Here is a 19,535-nt window from a genome sequence, read left to right on the forward strand (position 1 = left end):
AACTGAGAACACGACCGGTGCGCGACCCGGTCCGCCCTGCGTCAAGGGCGGGCAGTCGGGCCGCGCCCCCCAGGAAGGCACCACCATGGCAGTCGTCACCATGCGCCAGCTCCTCGAGAGCGGCGTCCACTTCGGGCACCAGACCCGTCGCTGGAACCCGAAGATGAAGCGGTTCATCCTCACCGACCGCAACGGCATCTACATCATCGACCTGCAGCAGTCGCTGGCCTACATCGACCGCTCCTACGCCTTCGTCAAGGACACGGTCGCCAAGGGCGGCAGCATCATGTTCGTCGGCACGAAGAAGCAGGCGCAGGAGGCCATCGCCGAGCAGGCGATGCGCGTCGGCATGCCCTACGTCAACCAGCGCTGGCTCGGCGGCATGCTCACCAACTTCCAGACCGTGCACCAGCGGATCAACCGCCTCAAGGAGCTCGACGAGCTCGACTTCGACGACGTGGCCGGCTCCGGTCGCACGAAGAAGGAGCTGCTGCAGCTCAAGCGCGAGCGCGACAAGCTCGACAAGACCCTGGGCGGCATCCGCGAGATGGGTCGCACCCCCGCCGCCGTGTGGGTGGTCGACACCAAGAAGGAGCACCTCGCCGTCGAGGAGGCCCGCAAGCTCCGGATCCCGATCATCGGCATCCTGGACACCAACTGCGACCCCGACGAGGTCGACTTCCCGATCCCCGGCAACGACGACGCCATCCGCGCCGTCGGGCTGCTGACCCGGGTCGTCGCCGACGCCGTCGCCGAGGGCCTCATCGCCCGCTCCGGCGGCCGTGAGGGTGCGGGCACCACCGAGGAGCCCCTCGCCGACTGGGAGCGCGAGCTGCTGGGCGGCGACGCCGAGCAGGCCGCGACCGCGGCGACCTCGGGCGAGCCCGGCGCCACCCCGGCCTCCGAGTCCACCGGCGCGTCCGCCGAGACGACCGAGGTCGCCGGCGACGCCCCGGCCGCCGCCCCCGCGGGTGCGCCCACCGAGACCCCCGCGGAGTCCGGCGCCGAGGCCCCGGTCGACGCGACCGCCACGGCGGACGCCTCGCCGCAGGCCGCGGCCGAGACCACCGACTGACCGACCCCCCCCGCACCGGGCCCCGTGATCCGGGGCCCGGTGGGACCGACGAAAGAGGGACCATGGCTGCTTTTGCTGCCGCCGACGTCAAGAAGCTCCGCGACGCCACCGGCGCGGGCATGATGGACTGCAAGAAGGCGCTCACCGAGGCCGACGGCGACTTCGAGAAGGCCATCGAGGTGCTGCGCGTCAAGGGCGCCGCCAAGGCCGCGAAGCGCGGTGCCGAGCGTGAGGCCTCCAACGGCCTCGTCGCCAACGCCGGCAACGCGCTGGTCGAGCTGAACTGCGAGACCGACTTCGTCGCCAAGGGCGACGAGCTCATCGGTGCCGCCCAGCGGATCGCGGAGGCCGCCGACGCGTCCGGCGCCACCGACGCGGAGAGCCTCAAGAGCGTCGAGCTGGACGGCCAGACCGTCGGTGAGCTCGTCGAGGGCCTCGCGGTCAAGATCGGCGAGAAGATCGAGCTCGGTCGCGTGGCCCGGTTCGACGGACCCGTCGTGACCTACCTGCACCGTCGTGCGGCCGACCTCCCGCCCGCCGTCGGCGTGCTCGTCGAGTACGACGGCGCCGAGGAGGGTGCGCGCGGCGCGGCCATGCAGATCGCGGCGATGCGCCCGCAGTACCTCACCCGCGACGAGGTCCCCGCCGAGCTCGTCGAGCACGAGCGCGGCATCGCCGAGGCGACCGCCCGCGAGGAGGGCAAGCCCGAGCAGGCGATCGCCAAGATCACCGAGGGCCGGGTCAACTCCTTCTTCAAGGACGTCGTCCTGCTCGACCAGCCGTCGGTGACCGAGAACAAGAAGTCGGTCAAGGCCGTCCTCGACGAGGCCGGCTCGACCGTCACGCGGTTCGCGCGGTTCGAGGTCGGCGCCTGACGCGCTGATCCGCTAGGTTCCCACGCAGACGTGCGCCGGGGCCGGTCGTGACTCCCTCCGCGGGAGCGCGACCGGCCCCGTGCCACGAGACGAGCACGACCAGCACCACCCAGGACGACCCGCAGGACGACCAGCCAGGACGACCACCCCAGGACGAAGGGAACGACCGCGTGAGCTACCGCCGTGTGCTGCTGAAGCTGTCCGGCGAGGTGTTCGGGGGAGGCCAGGTCGGCCTCGACCTGGACGTCATCAACGCCATCGCGGCGGAGATCGCCGACGTCGCGCGCTCCGGCACGCAGGTCGCGATCGTGGTCGGCGGAGGCAACTTCTTCCGGGGTGCCGAGCTGCAGCAGCGCGGCATGGAGCGCGCCCGCGCCGACTACATGGGCATGCTCGGCACCGTCATGAACTGCCTCGCCCTGCAGGACCTCATCGAGAAGAACGGGGTCGAGACCCGCGTCCAGACGGCCATCACGATGGGCCAGGTCGCGGAGCCCTACATCCCGCGCCGGGCGATCCGGCACCTGGAGAAGGGTCGCGTCGTGATCTTCGGCGCCGGCGCCGGCATGCCGTTCTTCTCCACCGACACCGTCGCCGCCCAGCGGGCGCTCGAGACGCGTTGCGAGGTGATCCTCATGGGCAAGCAGGGCGTCGACGGCGTCTACGACTCCGACCCGAAGCAGAACGCGTCGGCCACGAAGTACGACACCCTCACCTACGACGACTTCCTGTCCGGCGGGCTGAAGGTCGCGGACGCCACCGCGATCAGCCTGGCCCGCGACAACGACCTCGACATGGTCTTCTTCAACCTCTCCGAGCCGGGCACCATCGGGCGCGCGGTCGCGGGTGAGAAGATCGGGACGACGGTCTCCCGGGACTGACGCCCGACCCGGCGTCCGGACCCGACGAGCCCTACCAGAGCCCCACCCGAGCCCCACCCGAGCAAGGAGCAGCCGTGATCAACGACGTCCTCACCGAGGCCGACGCCAAGATGCGCAAGTCGGTCGAGGCGACCCGCGAGGACTTCGCGGCGATCCGCGCCGGCCGGGCGCACCCGAGCATGTTCGCCAAGATCGTCGTCGACTACTACGGCTCGCCCACGCCGCTGCAGCAGCTGGCCTCCTTCACCGCTCCCGAGGCGCGGGTGATCCTGGTCCAGCCCTACGACATGGGCGCCATGGCGGGCGTGGAGCGGGCGATCCGCGACTCCGACCTCGGCGTCAACCCGGCCAACGACGGCAAGGTGCTGCGCTGCGTGTTCCCCGAGCTGACCGAGGAGCGCCGCAAGGAGTACATCAAGGTCGCCCGCGGCAAGGCCGAGGACGGTCGGGTGTCGGTGCGCAACATCCGCCGCACCGCCAAGCAGGGCCTCGAGAAGCTCGAGAAGGACGGCGAGGTCGGCAAGGACGACGTCACCGGCGCGGAGAAGCGGCTGGACGGCATGACCAAGAAGCACACCGACGAGATCGACGAGATGCTGAAGAACAAGGAGTCCGAGCTGCTCGAGGTCTGAGGACCCGACGCGAGACGCGCATGAGTGACAGGTCAGTCCCCGGGACGCAGGCGCCCGTGCCCGCCAAGGACCACGGTCGCGCCGGGCGGAACCTGCCCGCCGCGGTCGCCTCGGCGGTGGTCCTGCTGGGCGCCATCGCGGCGTCGCTGCTGTTCTGGAAGACGGCCTTCATGGTCATCGTCGCGATCGCCGTGGTGGTCGCGATCTGGGAGCTGCGCCGCGCGCTGCTGACGACCGGCGCCGACCTGCCCGAGCAGCCGCTCATGGTCGGCGGCGTGGTCATGGTCGTCGTGGCCTACGTCTACGGGGCCGGGGTGCTGGTCACGGCGACGGCCGTCACCGCCCTGGTGATCATGCTGTGGCTCCTGCGCCGCGGCATCGACGGCTACGTGGCCAACGCCTCCACCGCGGTGTTCACCCTGGTCTACGTGCCGTTCCTCGGCTCCTTCGTGGCGCTGCTGCTCGCCGAGGGCGGGGTCGCCGGCGCCGGTCTCGACAACCCCGGTGTGCAGTCGATCATCGTCTTCATCCTGGTCACCGTCGCCTCCGACACCGGCGGGTACGTCGCGGGCGTGCTGTTCGGGCGGCACCCGATGGCGCCCGTCATCTCCCCGAAGAAGTCCTGGGAGGGGCTCGCGGGCTCGGTGGCGTTCTCCACGTTCGCCGGGTGGCTGCTGGTCACGTTCCTGCTGGCGGGCGACTGGTGGGTCGGGATGCTGCTCGGCGCCATCGCGGGCGTGATGGCCACCCTCGGCGACCTGCTCGAGTCCGTGATCAAGCGCGACCTGGGCGTCAAGGACATGAGCCAGGTCATCCCCGGCCACGGCGGGCTGATGGACCGCCTCGACTCCCTGCTGGCCACGGCCGCCCCGACCTGGCTGCTGCTGCACTACCTCGTCTTCTGAACGCCCCTCCACCGGGCCCGCCGCGCGGGTCCGGTGGTTGACCCCGCCCCCCGCCAGGGCCAGGGTGAGTGGCCTACGGCACAGCGTGGTGCCGGGGGACGGAGGGGACACCTGTGCGCAAGGGCGGTCTGGTCGGCGAGCTGAGCGCCGAGTTCGCGGGGACGATGATCCTCATCCTGTTCGGTGTCGGGGTGGTCGCCCAGGTGGTGACGACCGTCGACGGGGCCTCCGGCGCCTACGACTCGATCGCCTGGGCGTGGGGCATCGGCGTGACCCTCGGCGTCTACACCGCCGCCCGGCTCTCGGGCGCCCACCTGAACCCGGCCGTGACCGTCGCGCTGGCCGCCTTCAAGGGCTTCTCCTGGGCCAAGGTCGGGCCCTACGCGCTGGCCCAGACGCTCGGCGCGTTCGTGGCCGCGATCATCGTGCGGTTCGTCTACGCCGACCAGATCACGGCCGTCGACCCCGACCTGACCAGCGCGACCCAGGGCATCTTCTCGACGCTGCCCGGCGCCACCGCGGACGGCGGCACGGTCTCGATCACCACGGCCTTCGCCGACCAGGTCGTCGGCACCGCGATCCTCGTCTTCGTGATCTTCGCGCTGACCACGGCGTGGAACAACCCGCCGCTGGCCAACATCGGTCCGCTCATGGTGGGCCTGCTCGTGGTCGCCCTCGGCTTCGCCTGGGGCTCCAACGCCGGCTACGCCATCAACCCCGCCCGCGACTTCGGGCCCCGGCTGGCGTCGTGGCTCACCGGTTACGACACGGCCTGGGTCACGCCCGACGGCACGCCGTACTGGTGGCTGCCGATCGTCGCGCCGATCATCGGCGGCCTCGTCGGCGGCGCGGCCTTCAAGTTCCTCATCGAGATCCACCTCACCGCCCCCGACGACGAGCCCGCGGCCGTCGGCGAGGCGCGTCCGAACGCCTGACCCCCACCGCTCGAGACCCGAGAACGAGAGAAGGCACGCATGGCTCAGTACGTCGGCGCCGTCGACCAGGGCACCACCAGCACCCGGTTCATGATCTTCGACCACGCCGGGGAGGAGGTCGCCCGCCACCAGCTCGAGCACGAGCAGATCCTGCCGAGGGCCGGCTGGGTCGAGCACGACCCGATCGAGATCTGGGAGCGCACCTCGTCGGTGATCCAGCAGGCGATGAACAAGGCCGACGTGACCGCCGCCGACCTCGCCGCGATCGGCATCACCAACCAGCGCGAGACCACCGTCGTGTGGAACCCGAAGACGGGCCGGGCCTGGTACAACGCCATCGTCTGGCAGGACACGCGGACCGACCGGATCGCCTCCAAGCTGGAGCGCGACGGCCACGGCGAGGTCATCCGCCGCAAGGCCGGCCTGCCGCCCGCCACCTACTTCGCCGGCGGCAAGATCCAGTGGATCCTCGAGAACGTCGACGGCGTGCGCGAGGCCGCCGAGCGGGGCGAGGCGATCTTCGGCACGACCGACTCCTGGATCATCTGGAACCTCACCGGCGGCACCGACGGTGGCGTCCACGTCACCGACGTCACCAACGCCAGCCGCACCATGCTGATGGACCTCGAGACCTGCCAGTGGGACGACGAGCTCATCGCGCTGTTCGACATCCCGCGGGCGATGCTGCCCGAGATCCGCTCGTCCTCCGAGCCGCAGGGCTACGGCACGACCCTGACCAAGGGCCCCGTCCGCGGCGAGGTGCCGCTGACCGGCATCCTCGGCGACCAGCAGGCCGCCACCGTCGGGCAGGTCTGCTTCGAGCCGGGTGAGGCGAAGAACACCTACGGCACCGGCAACTTCATGCTGCTCAACACCGGCACCGAGCTGGTGCGCTCGGAGGCCGGGCTGCTGACGACGGTCTGCTACAAGTTCGGCGACGAGCCGACGGTCTACGCCCTCGAGGGCTCCATCGCGGTCACCGGGTCGGCCGTGCAGTGGCTGCGCGACCAGCTCGGCATCATCTCCGGTGCCTCGCAGTCGGAGTCGCTGGCCCGTCAGGTCGAGGACAACGGCGGCGTCTACTTCGTCCCGGCGTTCTCCGGCCTGTTCGCGCCGTACTGGCGCTCCGACGCGCGCGGCGCGATCGTCGGGCTCTCGCGCTACAACACCAACGCCCACCTGGCCCGGGCCACCCTCGAGGCGATCTGCTACCAGTCGAAGGACGTCGCGGACGCGATGTACTCCGACTCCGGCGTCAAGCTCGAGGTGCTGAAGGTCGACGGCGGCGTCACCGCCAACGAGCTGTGCATGCAGATCCAGGCCGACGTGCTCGGGGTCGAGGTGAGCCGGCCGGTGCTCGCGGAGACCACCTGCCTCGGCGCGGCGTACGCCGCGGGCCTCGCGGTCGGCTTCTGGGCCAGCACCGACGAGCTCCGGTCCAACTGGAACGAGGGCCGCCGTTGGTCCCCGCAGTGGGATGACGCGCAGCGCGAGGCGGGTTACACCGGGTGGAAGAAGGCCGTCGAGCGCACGCTCGGCTGGGTCGACGTCGACTGACGGGGCCTGGGTACCGGCCCGAGACACCGCAACTGCTCAGGAAGGCGTGAGTCATGAGGTCGGTCCCCCTCTCCCCGCAACGACGTGAGGACTCGCTGTCGGCCATGGCCGACACCGAGCTCGACGTGCTGGTGATCGGCGGCGGGGTGGTGGGGACCGGAGCGGCCCTCGACGCCGCGACCCGCGGTCTGTCGGTCGGCCTCGTCGAGGCCCGGGACTTCGCGTCCGGGACCTCCAGCCGCAGCAGCAAGCTGATGCACGGCGGTCTGCGCTACCTGGAGATGCTCGACTTCGCGCTGGTCGCGGAGGCGCTCAAGGAGCGCGGGCTGATGATCGACAAGATCGCGCCGCACCTGGTGCGGCCGGTCCCGTTCCTCTACCCGCTGACCCACCGGGGCTGGGAGCGCTTCTACGTCGGCTCCGGCGTGGCGCTGTACGACGCGATGAGCCGGATCGCCGGCACCGGCGACGTGCCGCTGCACAAGCACCTGACGCGGCGCGGGGCGCGCAAGCTGGCCCCCGCGCTGCGGAAGGACGCCCTGGTCGGCGCCCTGCGCTACTACGACGCCCAGGTCGACGACGCCCGCCACACGATGTTCATCGCGCGCACCGCCGCGGCGTACGGCGCGCACGTCGCCAACCGCGCGCGGGTCGTGGAGCTGTCGCGCGAGGGGGAGCGGGTCACGGGTGCCGTGGTCCACGACCTCGAGAGCGACCGCCGCATCACCGTGCGGGCGCGCCAGATCGTCAACGCGACGGGCGTGTGGACCGACGACACCCAGGGCCTCGCCGGGCAGGCGCGGCCGTTCCACGTGCGCGCCTCCAAGGGCGTGCACCTCGTGGTGCCGAAGGACCGGATCCGCTCGAGCGTGGGCATGATCCTGCGCACCGAGAAGTCCGTGCTGTTCGTCATCCCCTGGGGCCGGCACTGGATCATCGGCACCACCGACACCGACTGGGAGCTCGACAAGGCCCACCCGGCGGCGAGCGAGGCCGACATCGACTACATCCTCACCCACGTCAACGGGGTGCTGGAGAAGCCGCTGACCCGCGAGGACGTCGAGGGCGTCTACGCCGGGCTGCGCCCGCTGCTGGCCGGCGAGTCCGACGCGACCTCCAAGCTCTCCCGCGAGCACGCCGTGTCGCACCCCGCGCCCGGCCTGGTCGTGGTCGCGGGCGGCAAGTACACGACGTACCGGGTGATGGCGAAGGACGCCGTCGACGAGGCCGTGCACGGCCTCGAGGCCCACAACGGGCGCCGGGTGCCCGCCTCCGTCACCGAGGACGTGCCCCTGCTGGGCGCCGAGGGCTACCACGCGGCGTGGAACTCGCGGCAGCTGCTCGCCGAGCGCTCCGGGCTGCACGAGGCGCGCATCGAGTCGCTGCTCGAGCGCTACGGGACGCTGGTCCACGAGCTGCTCGACATGGTGGCGGAGGACCCCTCGCTCGGGGAGCCCCTGTCCGGGGCGGCCGACCACCTGCGGGTCGAGATCGTCTACGCCGCCTCCCACGAGGGCGCGCGGCACGTCGACGACGCACTGACCCGCCGCACCCGGCTGTCGATCGAGACCTTCGACCGCGGCGTCGGCGCCGTCGAGGAGGTCGCCGACCTCATGGCCGGGGTCCTGGGCTGGAGCGACGAGCAGAAGGCCGTCGAGATCGAGCACTACCGTGCCCGCGTCCAGGCGGAGCGGGAGAGCCAGCAGATGCCGGACGACGAGACCGCGGACGCCGCGCGGCTCGGCGCGCCCGACATGGTGCCGCTGTCCTGAGCCCTGCCGACCGGCCCGGGGCGCCGCGGGACCGTCCGGCGACCGGGCCCGGCGGGTGTCTGGTGACACCCGCCGGGGTCCGGGTGGGATGCTGGGGCCGTGAACGACTCCACGCCCGGTGACCGCGGCGCCCCGACGCCGGGCCGCCGCGTGGCGCGCCCGCCCGAGGACGCGACCGCCACGCAGCGGATCGTGGTCGGCGACGACAGCCGCGTGCGCGAGGTCCGGGGCACCCGCGACGCGCGCGCCACGGGCGGCGACGACCCCGGGGTCGGCGCCGGGGTCGGCCGGGCGTCGCAGGACCCGGCGTACGCCCGCGCAGACACGGTGGAGCGTCCCGCCGTCCGCCTCGACGACCACGACCGCGGCGACGTCGACCCCCCGGGCGCCGACGAGGCCTCGGGGTCCACGGCGCCCCAGAAGCCGGTGGGCGAGGCCCTCGGCGGCTTCTTCGCCGGCATGCTCTACGTGCTGGTGCTGCCGGTCCTGTGGTGGGTCCTCAGCGACCCGGACAGCCCCGCGGACCTCCTGAGCGCGGACCTCGTCTTCTTCCTGCCGGCGATCCTGGTGCCGATCGGCCTGGCGATCGCCCCGCGGACCCGCCGCTTCGGGCGCTACATGCTCCTCGGCGTCGGACTCAGCGGCGTCGTCGTGGTCGGCGTCGCCGCCCTCGTGCTCGCGTTCCTCATCTTCACCGGGCGCTGACTCCCGAGTCGGCCCGGGTGCGCACCGCTACGGCGTCGAGTCGGCCCGCGTGCGCACCGGTACGGCGTCGAGTCGGCCCGGGTGCGCACCGGTACGGCGTCGAGTCGGCCCGGGTGCGCGGCGGGCCTGCGCATGCGGGCCGACTCGGTGGTGCCGGGCTGCGCACGCGGGCCGACTCGGTGATTCCGCGCGGTGACCGGGCAGGTGGGACGATGGAGGGGATGTCCGACGACCACACCACCGACCCGCAGGCCGGGCGCACCGCACTGCCGCTGGTCTTCACCGAGCCCCGGGGCCGCGCCAAGCCGCCCCGGCACCTCGCCGACCTCACGGGTCCGGAGCGCAAGGCGGCCCTCGAGGCCGCCGGCCTGCCGGGCTTCCGCGCCACGCAGCTGGGCCACCACTACTTCGGTCGCCTCGTCGCCGACGCCGAGCAGATGACGGACCTGCCCGCCGGCAGCCGCGGCGACCTCGTCGCCGAGCTGCTCCCGCCGCTGATGACGCCGGTCCGCACGCTCGAGGCCGACCGGGGCACGACCCGCAAGACGCTGTGGCGGCTGTTCGACAACGCGCTCGTCGAGTCCGTGCTGATGCGCTACCCCGATCGGGCCACCGTCTGCGTCTCCTCGCAGGCCGGCTGCGGCATGGCCTGCCCGTTCTGCGCGACCGGCCAGGGCGGCCTGCAGCGCAACATGTCGACCGCCGAGATCGTCGACCAGGTGGTCTCCGCGGCGCGCGACATGCGCTCCGGCGACGTGGCTGGCGGCCCGGGACGCCTGTCCAACGTGGTGTTCATGGGCATGGGCGAGCCCCTGGCCAACTACAAGGCCGTCATCGGTGCGGTCCGCCGCCTCGTGGCCCCGCCGCCGGAGGGGCTCGGCCTCTCCGCGCGCAACGTCACGGTCTCGACCGTCGGCCTCGTCCCGCGGATCCGGCAGCTGACCGAGGAGGGCATCCCGGTCACCCTGGCGCTGTCATTGCACGCTCCCGACGACGAGCTGCGCAACGAGCTGGTCCCGATCAACACCCGCTCCTCGGTCGCCGAGACGGTCGAGGCGGCCTGGGACTACGCGCGCACGACCAAGCGTCGGGTCTCGATCGAGTACGCCATGATGCGCGGCATCAACGACCAGGCCTGGCGCGCCGACCTGCTCGCCGACGTGCTGCGCGGGTACGGCGACTGGGGCTGGGTGCACGTGAACCTGATCCCGCTCAACCCCACCCCGGGGTCGAAGTGGACCGCCTCCGACCCCGCCGACGAGCGCGAGTTCGTCCGCCGGCTCGAGGCGAAGGGCATCCCGACCACGGTCCGCGACACCCGCGGCCGCGAGATCGACGGCGCCTGCGGCCAGCTGGCCGCCGCCGAGTAGGACCCTCGTCGAGCCGGTGCCGGGCCTCGCGGCCCGGGCACCGTGCGCGACCGGAAGGTGGAGCTGTGAACCTGTCCTTCGAGGCCCTCGACCGTCACGTGATCGCGGGCCGGGCCGCGGAGCCCGCCCTGCGCGGCGGTGGTCGCGACTGGGACTTCGCCCGGCTGCTGGAGGAGGTGGCCACCCTCGCCGGCGCGATGCGCGGCCTCGGGGTGGCGCCGGGGGCCCGGGTGGTCGTGACCGACGCCTCGCCGCGGACCCGGCTGCTGGCGTGCCTCGCCGCCCTGAGGCTCGGCGCGGTGCCGGTCCTGGACGGCGACCCCGCCACGGCGACGCTGCTCGTCGCGGCCACGCCGCCCCCGGCCGACGCCGCCGTGCCCGCCGTGATCGTCGAGGGCGACGGGGCCGTCGTGGAGTCCCGCGACTGGGCCCTGGAGCTCGCGCTGCGCGCCGGCCGCACCGACCCGGCCCCGCCGGCCGACCCGCCGCCGGGCGCACCGTCGTACGTCGTGGGGGACACCGAGGTCCGGGAGCCGGAGGTCGAGAGCGTCCTCGGGGCGGCGCTGGCCGCGCTCGTGGCCGGACGTCCGGTCGACGTCCCGGCCCCCGACGGGCGCTGACGGGCCGCCGACGGGCGCCGACGGGCCGCCGACGGGCGCCGACGGGCCGCCGACGGGCGCCGATGGGCGCCGCGTCGACCCGTCCGGCCGGACGGTGTGGCGTGGCTCACGTCCGACGTACCGTGGCGGCGACCCCTCCCGTGCGCCGAAGGAGCCCGCCATGACCACCGACCAGCGCCCCGACCTGCGGACCGCCTGCGACGAGGTGCTGGAGCGCGCGGTGTCCTCGGGCGGGGTGCCCGGGGTCGTCGCGATGGTCACCGACCGCGAGCGCGACCTCTACGGCGGGGTCGCCGGACGCCGCAGCCTCGACTCCGAGCAGCCCATGACCGCGGACTCGGTCTTCGCGATCTTCTCCACGACGAAGGCGATCACGGGCACGGCCTGCCTGCAGCTGGTCGAGGAGGGCCGCCTCGACCTCGACGCTCCCGCCGCCGACCACGCCCCGGAGCTCGCCGAGGTGCAGGTGCTGGAAGGCTTCGACGACGACGGCAGCCCCCGTCTGCGGCCCCCGGCCAGCCCGCCGACGACCCGGCAGCTGCTCACCCACACCGCCGGCTTCGCCTACGACTTCTTCAACGCCGACTACCTGCGCCTGGCCACCGAGCACGGCCAGCCCAGCGTCGTCACCGCGTCCCGCGCGTCGCTGCGCACCCCGCTGCTGTTCGACCCCGGCACCCGGTGGCACTACGGCTCCAACATCGACTGGGCCGGCCAGGTCGTCGAGGGGATCACCGGGCAGCGGCTCGGCGACGTGTTCGCCGACCGGATCTTCGCGCCGCTGGGCATGGACGACACCGCCTTCTCGCTCGCGGGACCCCTGAGCGAGCGCCGCGTCACGATGCACCAGCGCGACGACGCGGGCACGCTCGCGGCCACCGACTTCGCCCTGCCGGAGCCGGAGGTCCACATGGGCGGCCACGGCCTGTGGTCGACGGTGCCGGACTACATGAAGTTCATCCGGATGTGGCTCAACGACGGCGAGGGCCCCGGCGGTCGGGTGCTGAGGCCGGAGACCGCCGAGATGGCGGCGGTCAACCACCTCGAGGGCGACATGACGATCACGGGCCTGCCGGGCGTGATCCCGTCACTGTCCAACGACGCCGAGTTCTTCCCCGGCATGCCCAAGACCTGGGCGCTGACGTTCATGATCAACGACGAGCCCGCCCCGACCGGCCGCCCCGCGGGCGCCCTGGCCTGGGCCGGCCTCGCGAACCTGTACTACTGGATCGACCGGGCCAACGGCATCGGTGGTTTCTGGGCGACCCAGATCTTCCCGTTCGCCGACCCCGCCTCGGTGGGGGGCTACCTCGCGTTCGAGACCGCCGCCTACTCCGCCCTCACCTGAGCGGCCCGCCCGGACCCCGGACGGCGAGCCCCGGCCCGAGCGCGCCCTCGCCCGAGCGGGTGCGGGCCCTCTGCGAGCATGGCGCGGTGAGTCGTCGTGACGTGGTGGTGCTCGGGTCGACCGGTTCGATCGGGACGCAGGCCCTCGACCTGTGCCGACGCAACCCGGACCGCTTCCGGGTCGTCGGGCTCGCCGCGGGCGGGTCGCAGCCGGAGCTGTTCGACGCCCAGGTCGCCGAGTTCGCCCCGTCGTACGCCGGGCTGGGCGAGGACGGTGCCGTGGCCGCGGCGTCGATGGCCTGCGACGTCGTGCTCAACGGCATCACGGGGGCCGTCGGCCTCCGTCCGACCCTCGCCGCCCTGGAGGCGGGCAGCACCCTCGCGCTGGCCAACAAGGAGTCGCTGATCATCGGCGGCTCCCTCGTCACGCGGCTCGCCGCCCCCGGCCAGATCGTCGCCGTGGACTCCGAGCACTCCGCGATCGCGCAGGCGCTGCGCTCCGGGGAGCGCGCGGAGGTGCGCCGCCTCGTGCTCACGGCCAGCGGGGGACCGTTCCGCGGCCGCAGCGCCGCCGAGCTCGCCGACGTGACCCCCGCGCAGGCGTTGCGGCACCCCAACTTCGCGATGGGCCCGGTGATCACGGTCAACTCCGCGACCCTGGTCAACAAGGGCCTCGAGGTGATCGAGGCCGGACTGCTGTTCGACCTGCCCCTCGACGCGGTCGACGTCGTCGTGCACCCGCAGCAGGTGGTGCACTCCATGGTCGAGTTCACCGACGGCTCCACGATCGCCCAGGCCTCGCCGCCCTCGATGCTGGTCCCGATCGCCCTCGGCCTCGCCTGGCCCGACCGCGTCCCGGACGCCGGCCCCGGCTGCGACTGGACGACCGCGTCCACCTGGACCTTCGAGCCGCTGGACGACGAGGCGTTCCCCGCCGTGGCGCTGGCGCGCGAGGCCGGTCGGCGCGGGGGCACCGCGCCGGCGGTCTACAACGCCGCCAACGAGGTCGCGGTCGCGGCCTTCCTCGCCGGCGAGGTGGCCTTCACCCGCATCGTCCCCCTCGTGGCCGACGTGCTCGCCGCCCACCCCGACGTACCCTCGGAGTCGGCCCTGGACCTCGACGGCGTGCTCGCCGCCGACGCCTGGGCCCGGGCGGTCGCCACGGAGCGCCTGGAGGTCGCCGAGGAGGGAACCCGATGACGGTGCTGCTCTACACGCTGGGCGTGCTGTTCTTCGTGCTCGCCATCCTGGTCTCGATCGGGCTCCACGAGCTCGGCCACCTGGTCCCGGCCCGGGCGTTCGGCGGCAAGGTCACGCAGTACTTCGTCGGCTTCGGCCCCACCGTGTGGTCGAAGCAGGTCGGCGAGACCGAGTACGGCGTCAAGGCGGTCCCGCTCGGCGGCTACGTCAAGATCGTCGGGATGCTGCCGCCCGGGGCGGACGACCTCGCGGAGCCCGCGGGCCACGACGAGCTCGGCCGCCCGGTGCACCGCGTGCGGAAGTCCAACACCGGCATGTTCACCCAGCTCATCTCCGACGCGCGCGCCGCGGAGTGGGAGCTGGTGGGCCCCGAGGACACCGACCGGCTCTTCTACCGGATGGCCTGGTGGAAGAAGGTGATCGTCATGGCCGGGGGCCCGACGGTCAACATCGCCATCGCCCTCGCCATCTTCGCCACCATCTTCGCCACCTACGGCAACCCCGCCGACCAGCGCACCGTCGGCACGCAGATCGCGGAGGTCTCCGCCTGCGTGCTGCCCTACGACGAGTCCGACCGTGCCTGCGAGGCCGCGGACCCGACCGCCCCCGCCGCCGAGGCGGGCCTGCGACCGGGCGACGTGGTCACGTCGTTCAACGGCACGGAGGTCACGGACTGGCCCCAGCTGCAGGGCCTGATCCGGGACAACTCCTCCGGCGCCGCCGAGCTCACCTGGACGCGCGACGGCGAGCCGATGTCGGGCACGACCGACACCACGGTGCAGGCCCGGCCCGGCACCGGTGAGGACGTCGACCCCGCGCGGCTCACCGAGGTGGGGTTCCTCGGGGTCTCGCCCGTCGTCGAGCCCACCACCGGCGGGCTGGTCTACACGCTCGGCGAGATGGGCGAGATGACCGTGCAGACCGCCGAGGCGCTGGTCATGCTGCCCGCGCGGGTCTTCGACGTCGGCCAGGCCATCCTCGGGCTCGAGGAGCGCGACCCCGAGAGCCCGGTCTCCGTCGTCGGCGGCGGCCGGATCGCGGGGGAGACCGCCTCGACCGACCTGATCCCGGGCACCGACAAGCTGGTCTTCCTGTTCCTGCTCGTCGCCGGCTTCAACTTCTTCATCGGCGCCCTCAACCTGGTGCCGCTGCTGCCGCTCGACGGCGGCCACATCGCCGGGGCGCTCTACGAGGCCGGCCGCCGCGGGGTCGCCCGCCTGCGCCGGCGGCCCGACCCCGGCTACGCCGACGTGGCCAAGATGCTGCCCGTCGCCTACGTCGTCGCCGGGGCGCTGCTCGTGATGGGCGTCGTGCTCATCATCGGCGACATCGTCGTGCCGCTCAGCGCGTTCCCGGACTGAGCGGCGTCGGCGGGCGCCGCGGGGGCGGGGCCGGTCAGTACGCTGGAGCCATGAGCACGGTGAGCCTCGGCATGCCCGCACCCCCGCCCCCGGTGCTGTCGCCGCGGCGTCAGACCCGCCAGATCAAGGTCGGCAAGGTGGGCGTCGGCAGCGACTCCCCGGTCTCGGTGCAGTCGATGACCACGACGCTGACCAGCGACATCAACGCGACGCTCCAGCAGATCGCCGAGCTGACCGCCGCGGGCTGCGACATCGTCCGCGTCGCCTGCCCCAGCCAGGACGACGCCGACGCGCTCCCGGCGATCGCGACCAAGTCGCAGATCCCGGTGATCGCCGACATCCACTTCCAGCCGCGCTACGTCTTCGCGGCCATCGAGGCCGGCTGCGCCGCGGTCCGGGTCAACCCCGGCAACATCCGCAAGTTCGACGACCAGGTCAAGGAGATCGCCCAGGCGGCGAAGGACCACGGCACCTCGATCCGCATCGGCGTCAACGCCGGCTCGCTCGATAAGCGGATCATGGACAAGTACGGCCGGGCCACGCCCGAGGCCCTCGTCGAGTCCGCGATCTGGGAGGCGTCGCTGTTCGAGGAGCACGGCTTCCGCGACTTCAAGATCTCCGTCAAGCACAACGACCCCGTCGTGATGGTGCGCGCCTACGAGCTCCTCGCCGAGGCCGGCGACTGGCCGCTGCACCTCGGCGTCACCGAGGCGGGCCCGGCGTTCCAGGGCACGATCAAGTCGTCCGTCGCGTTCGGCCACCTGCTCAGCCAGGGCATCGGCGACACCATCCGCGTCTCGCTGTCGGCCCCTCCGGTGGAGGAGGTCAAGGTCGGCATCCAGATCCTGGAGAGCCTCAACCTCAAGCCCCGTCGCCTCGAGATCGTCTCCTGCCCCTCGTGCGGTCGCGCGCAGGTCGACGTCTACACGCTGGCCGAGGAGGTCACCGCCGGGCTGGACGGCCTCGAGGTGCCCCTGCGGGTCGCGGTCATGGGCTGCGTCGTCAACGGTCCCGGCGAGGCCCGCGAGGCCGACCTGGGCGTCGCCTCGGGCAACGGCAAGGGCCAGATCTTCGTGAAGGGCGAGGTCATCAAGACCGTGCCCGAGTCGCAGATCGTGGAGACCCTGATCGAGGAGGCCATGCGCCTCGCCGACGAGATGGGCGTGGACGCGGAGTCCGGCGAGCCCGTCGTCTCGGTGTCCTGAGCCGTGCCCGGGCCTCGCGCGGGGGCCGCGTCGGCCGGGCAGGGCTAGGCTCCGGCTGTGCTCACGATGCGTGAGGGCCTGCACGTCCTGGGGTCCGACGACCTCGAGGACTTCCTCGCGCTGACCAACCGCGACCCGGTCGTCAACTGCTTCGCGGACTACCGCGCGCGCACCACCCGGCTGGACCCCCGCTGGCTCGGCGGCGAGGTCTGGGGCCGCTACGCCGAGGGGCGCCTGCGCGCCGCCTGCCACCTGGGCGCGAACCTCGTGCCGATCGAGGCGAGCGACGAGGACGCACGGGCCTTCGCGGAGCGCGCCGTACGACGGCCGCGGTCGGTGTCGACGCTCGTGGGCCCCCGCGCGGCGGTGGCGGCCTTCTGGGAGGTGGCCTCGCAGACGTGGAGCCCGCCGCGCGACGAGCGCTGGAACCAGCCCCACCTCGAGCTGACCGGCGAGCCGCTGGTCGAGCCCGACCCCCTGGTGCGGCGCACGACCAAGGCCGACATGGACGTGCTCTACCCGGCGGCGGTCGCGATGTACACCGAGGAGGTCGGCGTCTCCCCGGAGCGCGGCGGCTCCTCGGCGCTCTACCGCGCCCGGGTGACCCAGCTGGTCAACCGCGGCTGGTCCTTCGCCCGCATCGACGACGGGCGCGTGGTGTTCAAGGCCGAGGTCGCCTGCGTGAGCCCCGCCGCCGCGCAGATCCAGGGCGTGTACGTCCCCGAGGACCGGCGGGGCGAGGGCCTCGCCACCCGCGGCATGGCCGCCGTGGCGCGGCTCGTCGTCCCCGCGCTCGCGCCGGGGCTCTCGCTGTACGTGAACGACTGGAACGAGCCCGCCCGCCGGGCCTACGAGGCGTGCGGCTTCACCCAGACCGCCACGTTCGCCACCCTGATGTTCTGACTCCCCGCGCCCGCGAGGGCGCGGCGGGAGTCGGGTCGAGCGAGCGCGCGACCGGGGGACGAGGTCGCGACCGCGGGTCGAGACCCGGTGAGGTGCACGCCGACATCCGGTCGGGCCACCTTCGAGAGGAGCGCCGGACCGAAACCGACGCGAGTCGTGCGGCAGGGGTGGCCTAGCCTGACGCGCATGATCCTGCGCCTGTCCAGCCTCTTCGTCCGCACGCTGCGCGAGGACCCCGTCGACGCGGAGGTGCCGAGCCACCGGCTGCTGGTGCGGGCGGGGTACATCCGGCGGGCGGCACCGGGGATCTACACCTGGCTGCCGCTGGGCCTGCGGGTCCTGCGCCGGGTGGAGGACATCATCCGCGCCGAGATGGACGCGATCGGCGCGCAGGAGATGCTGTTCCCCGCGCTGCTGCCGCGCGAGCCCTACGAGGCGAGCAACCGGTGGACGGAGTACGGCCCCAACATCTTCCGCCTCAAGGACCGCAAGGGCGCCGACTACCTCCTGGGGCCGACCCACGAGGAGATGTTCACGCTGGCGGTGAAGGACCTGTACTCGTCGTACAAGGACCTGCCGCTGTCGATCTACCAGATCCAGACGAAGTACCGGGACGAGGCGCGGCCCCGGGCGGGCCTGCTGCGCGGGCGCGAGTTCGTGATGAAGGACTCCTACTCGTTCGACGTCGACGACGCCGGGCTCGAGCGCTCCTACGCCGCGCACCGGGCGGCGTACGTGCGCATCTTCGACCGGCTCGGCTTCGAGTACGTGATCGTGCGCGCGACCTCGGGGGCGATGGGCGGGTCCCGCTCGGAGGAGTTCCTGGCGCGCGCCGAGGTCGGCGAGGACACCTACGTCCGCTGCTCGACGTGCGACTACGCCGCCAACGTCGAGGCCGTGGAGACCCGCGTCCCGGAGGCGCTGCCCCACGACGACGCGCCCGCCGCCCACGTCGAGGACACCCCCGACACCCCGACCATCGCCACGCTCGTCGACCACGTGAACGCCGCGCACCCCCGCGACGACCGGGCCTGGACCGCGGCGGACACGCTGAAGAACGTGCTGGTCGCGCTGGTCCACCCCGACGGCACGCGCGAGCCGCTGGCGATCGGCGTGCCGGGCGACCGGGAGGTCGACCTGAAGCGCCTGGGCGGGCAGCTCGAGCCGATCGAGGTGGAGCCGATGACCGACGAGGAGATCGCGGCGCACCCGACGCTGGTCAAGGGCTACATCGGACCGGGCGTGCTCGGCGCGGACCGGGCCTCCGGCATCCGCTACGTGGTCGACCCGCGGGTCGTCACCGGCACCCGCTGGGTGACCGGGGCCGACGAGGCCGGCCACCACGTCCTCGACCTCGTCGCGGGCCGCGACTTCACCCCGGACGGCACCATCGAGGCCGCCGAGGTCCGGGCCGGCGACCCGTGCCCGCGCTGCGACGACGGTGTCCTCGAGGCGGCGCGCGGCATCGAGATGGGCCACATCTTCCAGCTGGGCCGCAAGTACGCCGAGGCGCTCGGGCTGCAGGTCCTCGACGAGAACGGCAAGCTCGTCACGGTGACGATGGGCTCCTACGGCATCGGGCCGTCGCGGGCGGTCGCCGCGATCGCGGAGGGCAACCACGACGAGCTGGGCCTGTGCTGGCCCCGTGAGATCGCGCCCGCGGACGTGCACCTGGTCGCCACCGGCAAGGACCGGGCGGTCTTCGACGAGGCCGAGCGCATCGCGGCCGAGCTCGAGGCGCGCGGCGTCGAGGTGATCTACGACGACCGTCCCAAGGTCAGCCCGGGCGTGAAGTTCAAGGACGCCGAGCTGCTCGGGATGCCGACCGTCGTCGTGGTCGGGCGCGGGCTCGCCGACGGCGTGGTCGAGGTCCGGGACCGTCGTACGGGGGAGAAGACGGAGGTGGCGGCGGCCGACGTCGTCGACCACGTGGTGGCGGTCGTGCGCCCCGCCTAGGTGCGACTTGTTGCACTGCAACTTCGTGCAACCTTGAGGCTCTCGCCTTCCGGTGGTCGCGTGTTGCATGGTTGTGCAACGAGGAACGGCGCTCGGGCGCCCGACCTCGGACCCCCCACCGGGGATCCGCCGCTGCAGACGGGTCCCCCAGCACCGGGCCGCGTTGACCGGCCCGGTGAGCACGACGGGAGGCCCGCCGGCCCACCCGCCACGAGGAGGATCTCGGGCCCCCCTCG

General features: G+C 73.0%; 17 protein-coding genes. All 17 read left to right on the forward strand.

The annotated features are described in order from the left end of the window. The first annotated feature begins 85 nt into the window (after positions 1 to 85). The 17 genes from rpsB (at position 86) to ABD158_RS14380 (ending at position 19,299) form a co-directional block, all read left to right on the forward strand. A complete protein-coding gene (rpsB, locus tag ABD158_RS14300) occupies positions 86 to 1,075 on the forward strand; it encodes a 30S ribosomal protein S2 (protein WP_344008206.1) in 990 nt (329 codons plus the stop codon). 62 nt (positions 1,076 to 1,137) lie between these two features. Beyond that, entirely contained in the window at positions 1,138 to 1,950 is an 813-nt protein-coding gene (gene tsf, locus ABD158_RS14305) for a translation elongation factor Ts (RefSeq protein WP_344008207.1), read from the forward strand. 170 nt (positions 1,951 to 2,120) lie between these two features. Further along, positions 2,121 to 2,831, forward strand: a complete 711-nt coding sequence (pyrH, locus tag ABD158_RS14310) for a UMP kinase (protein WP_344008208.1) — start codon at positions 2,121 to 2,123, stop codon at positions 2,829 to 2,831. A 77-nt stretch (positions 2,832 to 2,908) separates the two neighbouring features. After that, positions 2,909 to 3,463, forward strand: coding sequence for a ribosome recycling factor (gene frr, locus ABD158_RS14315; RefSeq protein WP_344008233.1), 555 nt, complete (start codon positions 2,909 to 2,911; stop codon positions 3,461 to 3,463). A gap of 20 nt (positions 3,464 to 3,483) precedes the next feature. Continuing rightward, positions 3,484 to 4,368, forward strand: a complete 885-nt coding sequence (locus ABD158_RS14320) for a phosphatidate cytidylyltransferase (protein ID WP_344008209.1) — start codon at positions 3,484 to 3,486, stop codon at positions 4,366 to 4,368. A gap of 113 nt (positions 4,369 to 4,481) precedes the next feature. Next, positions 4,482 to 5,303: an MIP/aquaporin family protein gene (locus ABD158_RS14325; protein ID WP_344008210.1), complete on the forward strand. Its 822-nt coding sequence runs from the start codon at positions 4,482 to 4,484 to the stop codon at positions 5,301 to 5,303. 39 nt (positions 5,304 to 5,342) lie between these two features. Next, on the forward strand, positions 5,343 to 6,860 hold the full coding sequence (gene glpK / locus ABD158_RS14330) for a glycerol kinase GlpK (RefSeq protein ID WP_344008211.1): 1,518 nt from the start codon (positions 5,343 to 5,345) through the stop codon (positions 6,858 to 6,860). A gap of 53 nt (positions 6,861 to 6,913) precedes the next feature. Beyond that, positions 6,914 to 8,632 (forward strand): glycerol-3-phosphate dehydrogenase/oxidase, encoded by a 1,719-nt coding sequence (locus ABD158_RS14335; protein WP_344008213.1) that lies wholly within the window; start codon positions 6,914 to 6,916, stop codon positions 8,630 to 8,632. 99 nt (positions 8,633 to 8,731) lie between these two features. After that, entirely contained in the window at positions 8,732 to 9,337 is a 606-nt protein-coding gene (locus ABD158_RS14340; RefSeq protein WP_344008214.1) for a hypothetical protein, read from the forward strand. A gap of 221 nt (positions 9,338 to 9,558) precedes the next feature. Then, positions 9,559 to 10,707 (forward strand): dual-specificity RNA methyltransferase RlmN, encoded by a 1,149-nt coding sequence (gene rlmN, locus ABD158_RS14345; RefSeq protein WP_344008215.1) that lies wholly within the window; start codon positions 9,559 to 9,561, stop codon positions 10,705 to 10,707. Between the two features lie 65 nt (positions 10,708 to 10,772). Next, positions 10,773 to 11,327, forward strand: coding sequence for a hypothetical protein (locus ABD158_RS14350; protein WP_344008216.1), 555 nt, complete (start codon positions 10,773 to 10,775; stop codon positions 11,325 to 11,327). A gap of 160 nt (positions 11,328 to 11,487) precedes the next feature. Then, positions 11,488 to 12,675, forward strand: a complete 1,188-nt coding sequence (acmB, locus tag ABD158_RS14355; protein ID WP_344008217.1) for a methyl acetate hydrolase AcmB — start codon at positions 11,488 to 11,490, stop codon at positions 12,673 to 12,675. 86 nt (positions 12,676 to 12,761) lie between these two features. Beyond that, positions 12,762 to 13,874, forward strand: a complete 1,113-nt coding sequence (locus ABD158_RS14360) for a 1-deoxy-D-xylulose-5-phosphate reductoisomerase (protein WP_344008218.1) — start codon at positions 12,762 to 12,764, stop codon at positions 13,872 to 13,874. Beyond that, positions 13,871 to 15,235 (forward strand): M50 family metallopeptidase, encoded by a 1,365-nt coding sequence (locus tag ABD158_RS14365; RefSeq protein ID WP_344008219.1) that lies wholly within the window; start codon positions 13,871 to 13,873, stop codon positions 15,233 to 15,235. Before ABD158_RS14360 ends, ABD158_RS14365 begins: the two co-directional genes overlap by 4 nt. Before the next feature lie 50 nt (positions 15,236 to 15,285). Next, the gene (gene ispG, locus ABD158_RS14370; RefSeq protein WP_344008220.1) at positions 15,286 to 16,440 is read left to right on the forward strand and encodes a flavodoxin-dependent (E)-4-hydroxy-3-methylbut-2-enyl-diphosphate synthase; all 1,155 of its coding nucleotides are present in this window, start codon (positions 15,286 to 15,288) and stop codon (positions 16,438 to 16,440) included. A 66-nt stretch (positions 16,441 to 16,506) separates the two neighbouring features. Further along, positions 16,507 to 17,343: a GNAT family N-acetyltransferase gene (locus ABD158_RS14375; RefSeq protein ID WP_344008234.1), complete on the forward strand. Its 837-nt coding sequence runs from the start codon at positions 16,507 to 16,509 to the stop codon at positions 17,341 to 17,343. 186 nt (positions 17,344 to 17,529) lie between these two features. Continuing rightward, positions 17,530 to 19,299, forward strand: coding sequence for a proline--tRNA ligase (locus tag ABD158_RS14380; RefSeq protein ID WP_344008221.1), 1,770 nt, complete (start codon positions 17,530 to 17,532; stop codon positions 19,297 to 19,299). The last annotated feature ends 236 nt before the right edge of the window (positions 19,300 to 19,535 follow it).

It is taken from the genome of Nocardioides lentus, from assembly GCF_039529515.1.
Taxonomy (GTDB): Bacteria; Actinomycetota; Actinomycetes; order Propionibacteriales; family Nocardioidaceae; genus Nocardioides; species Nocardioides lentus.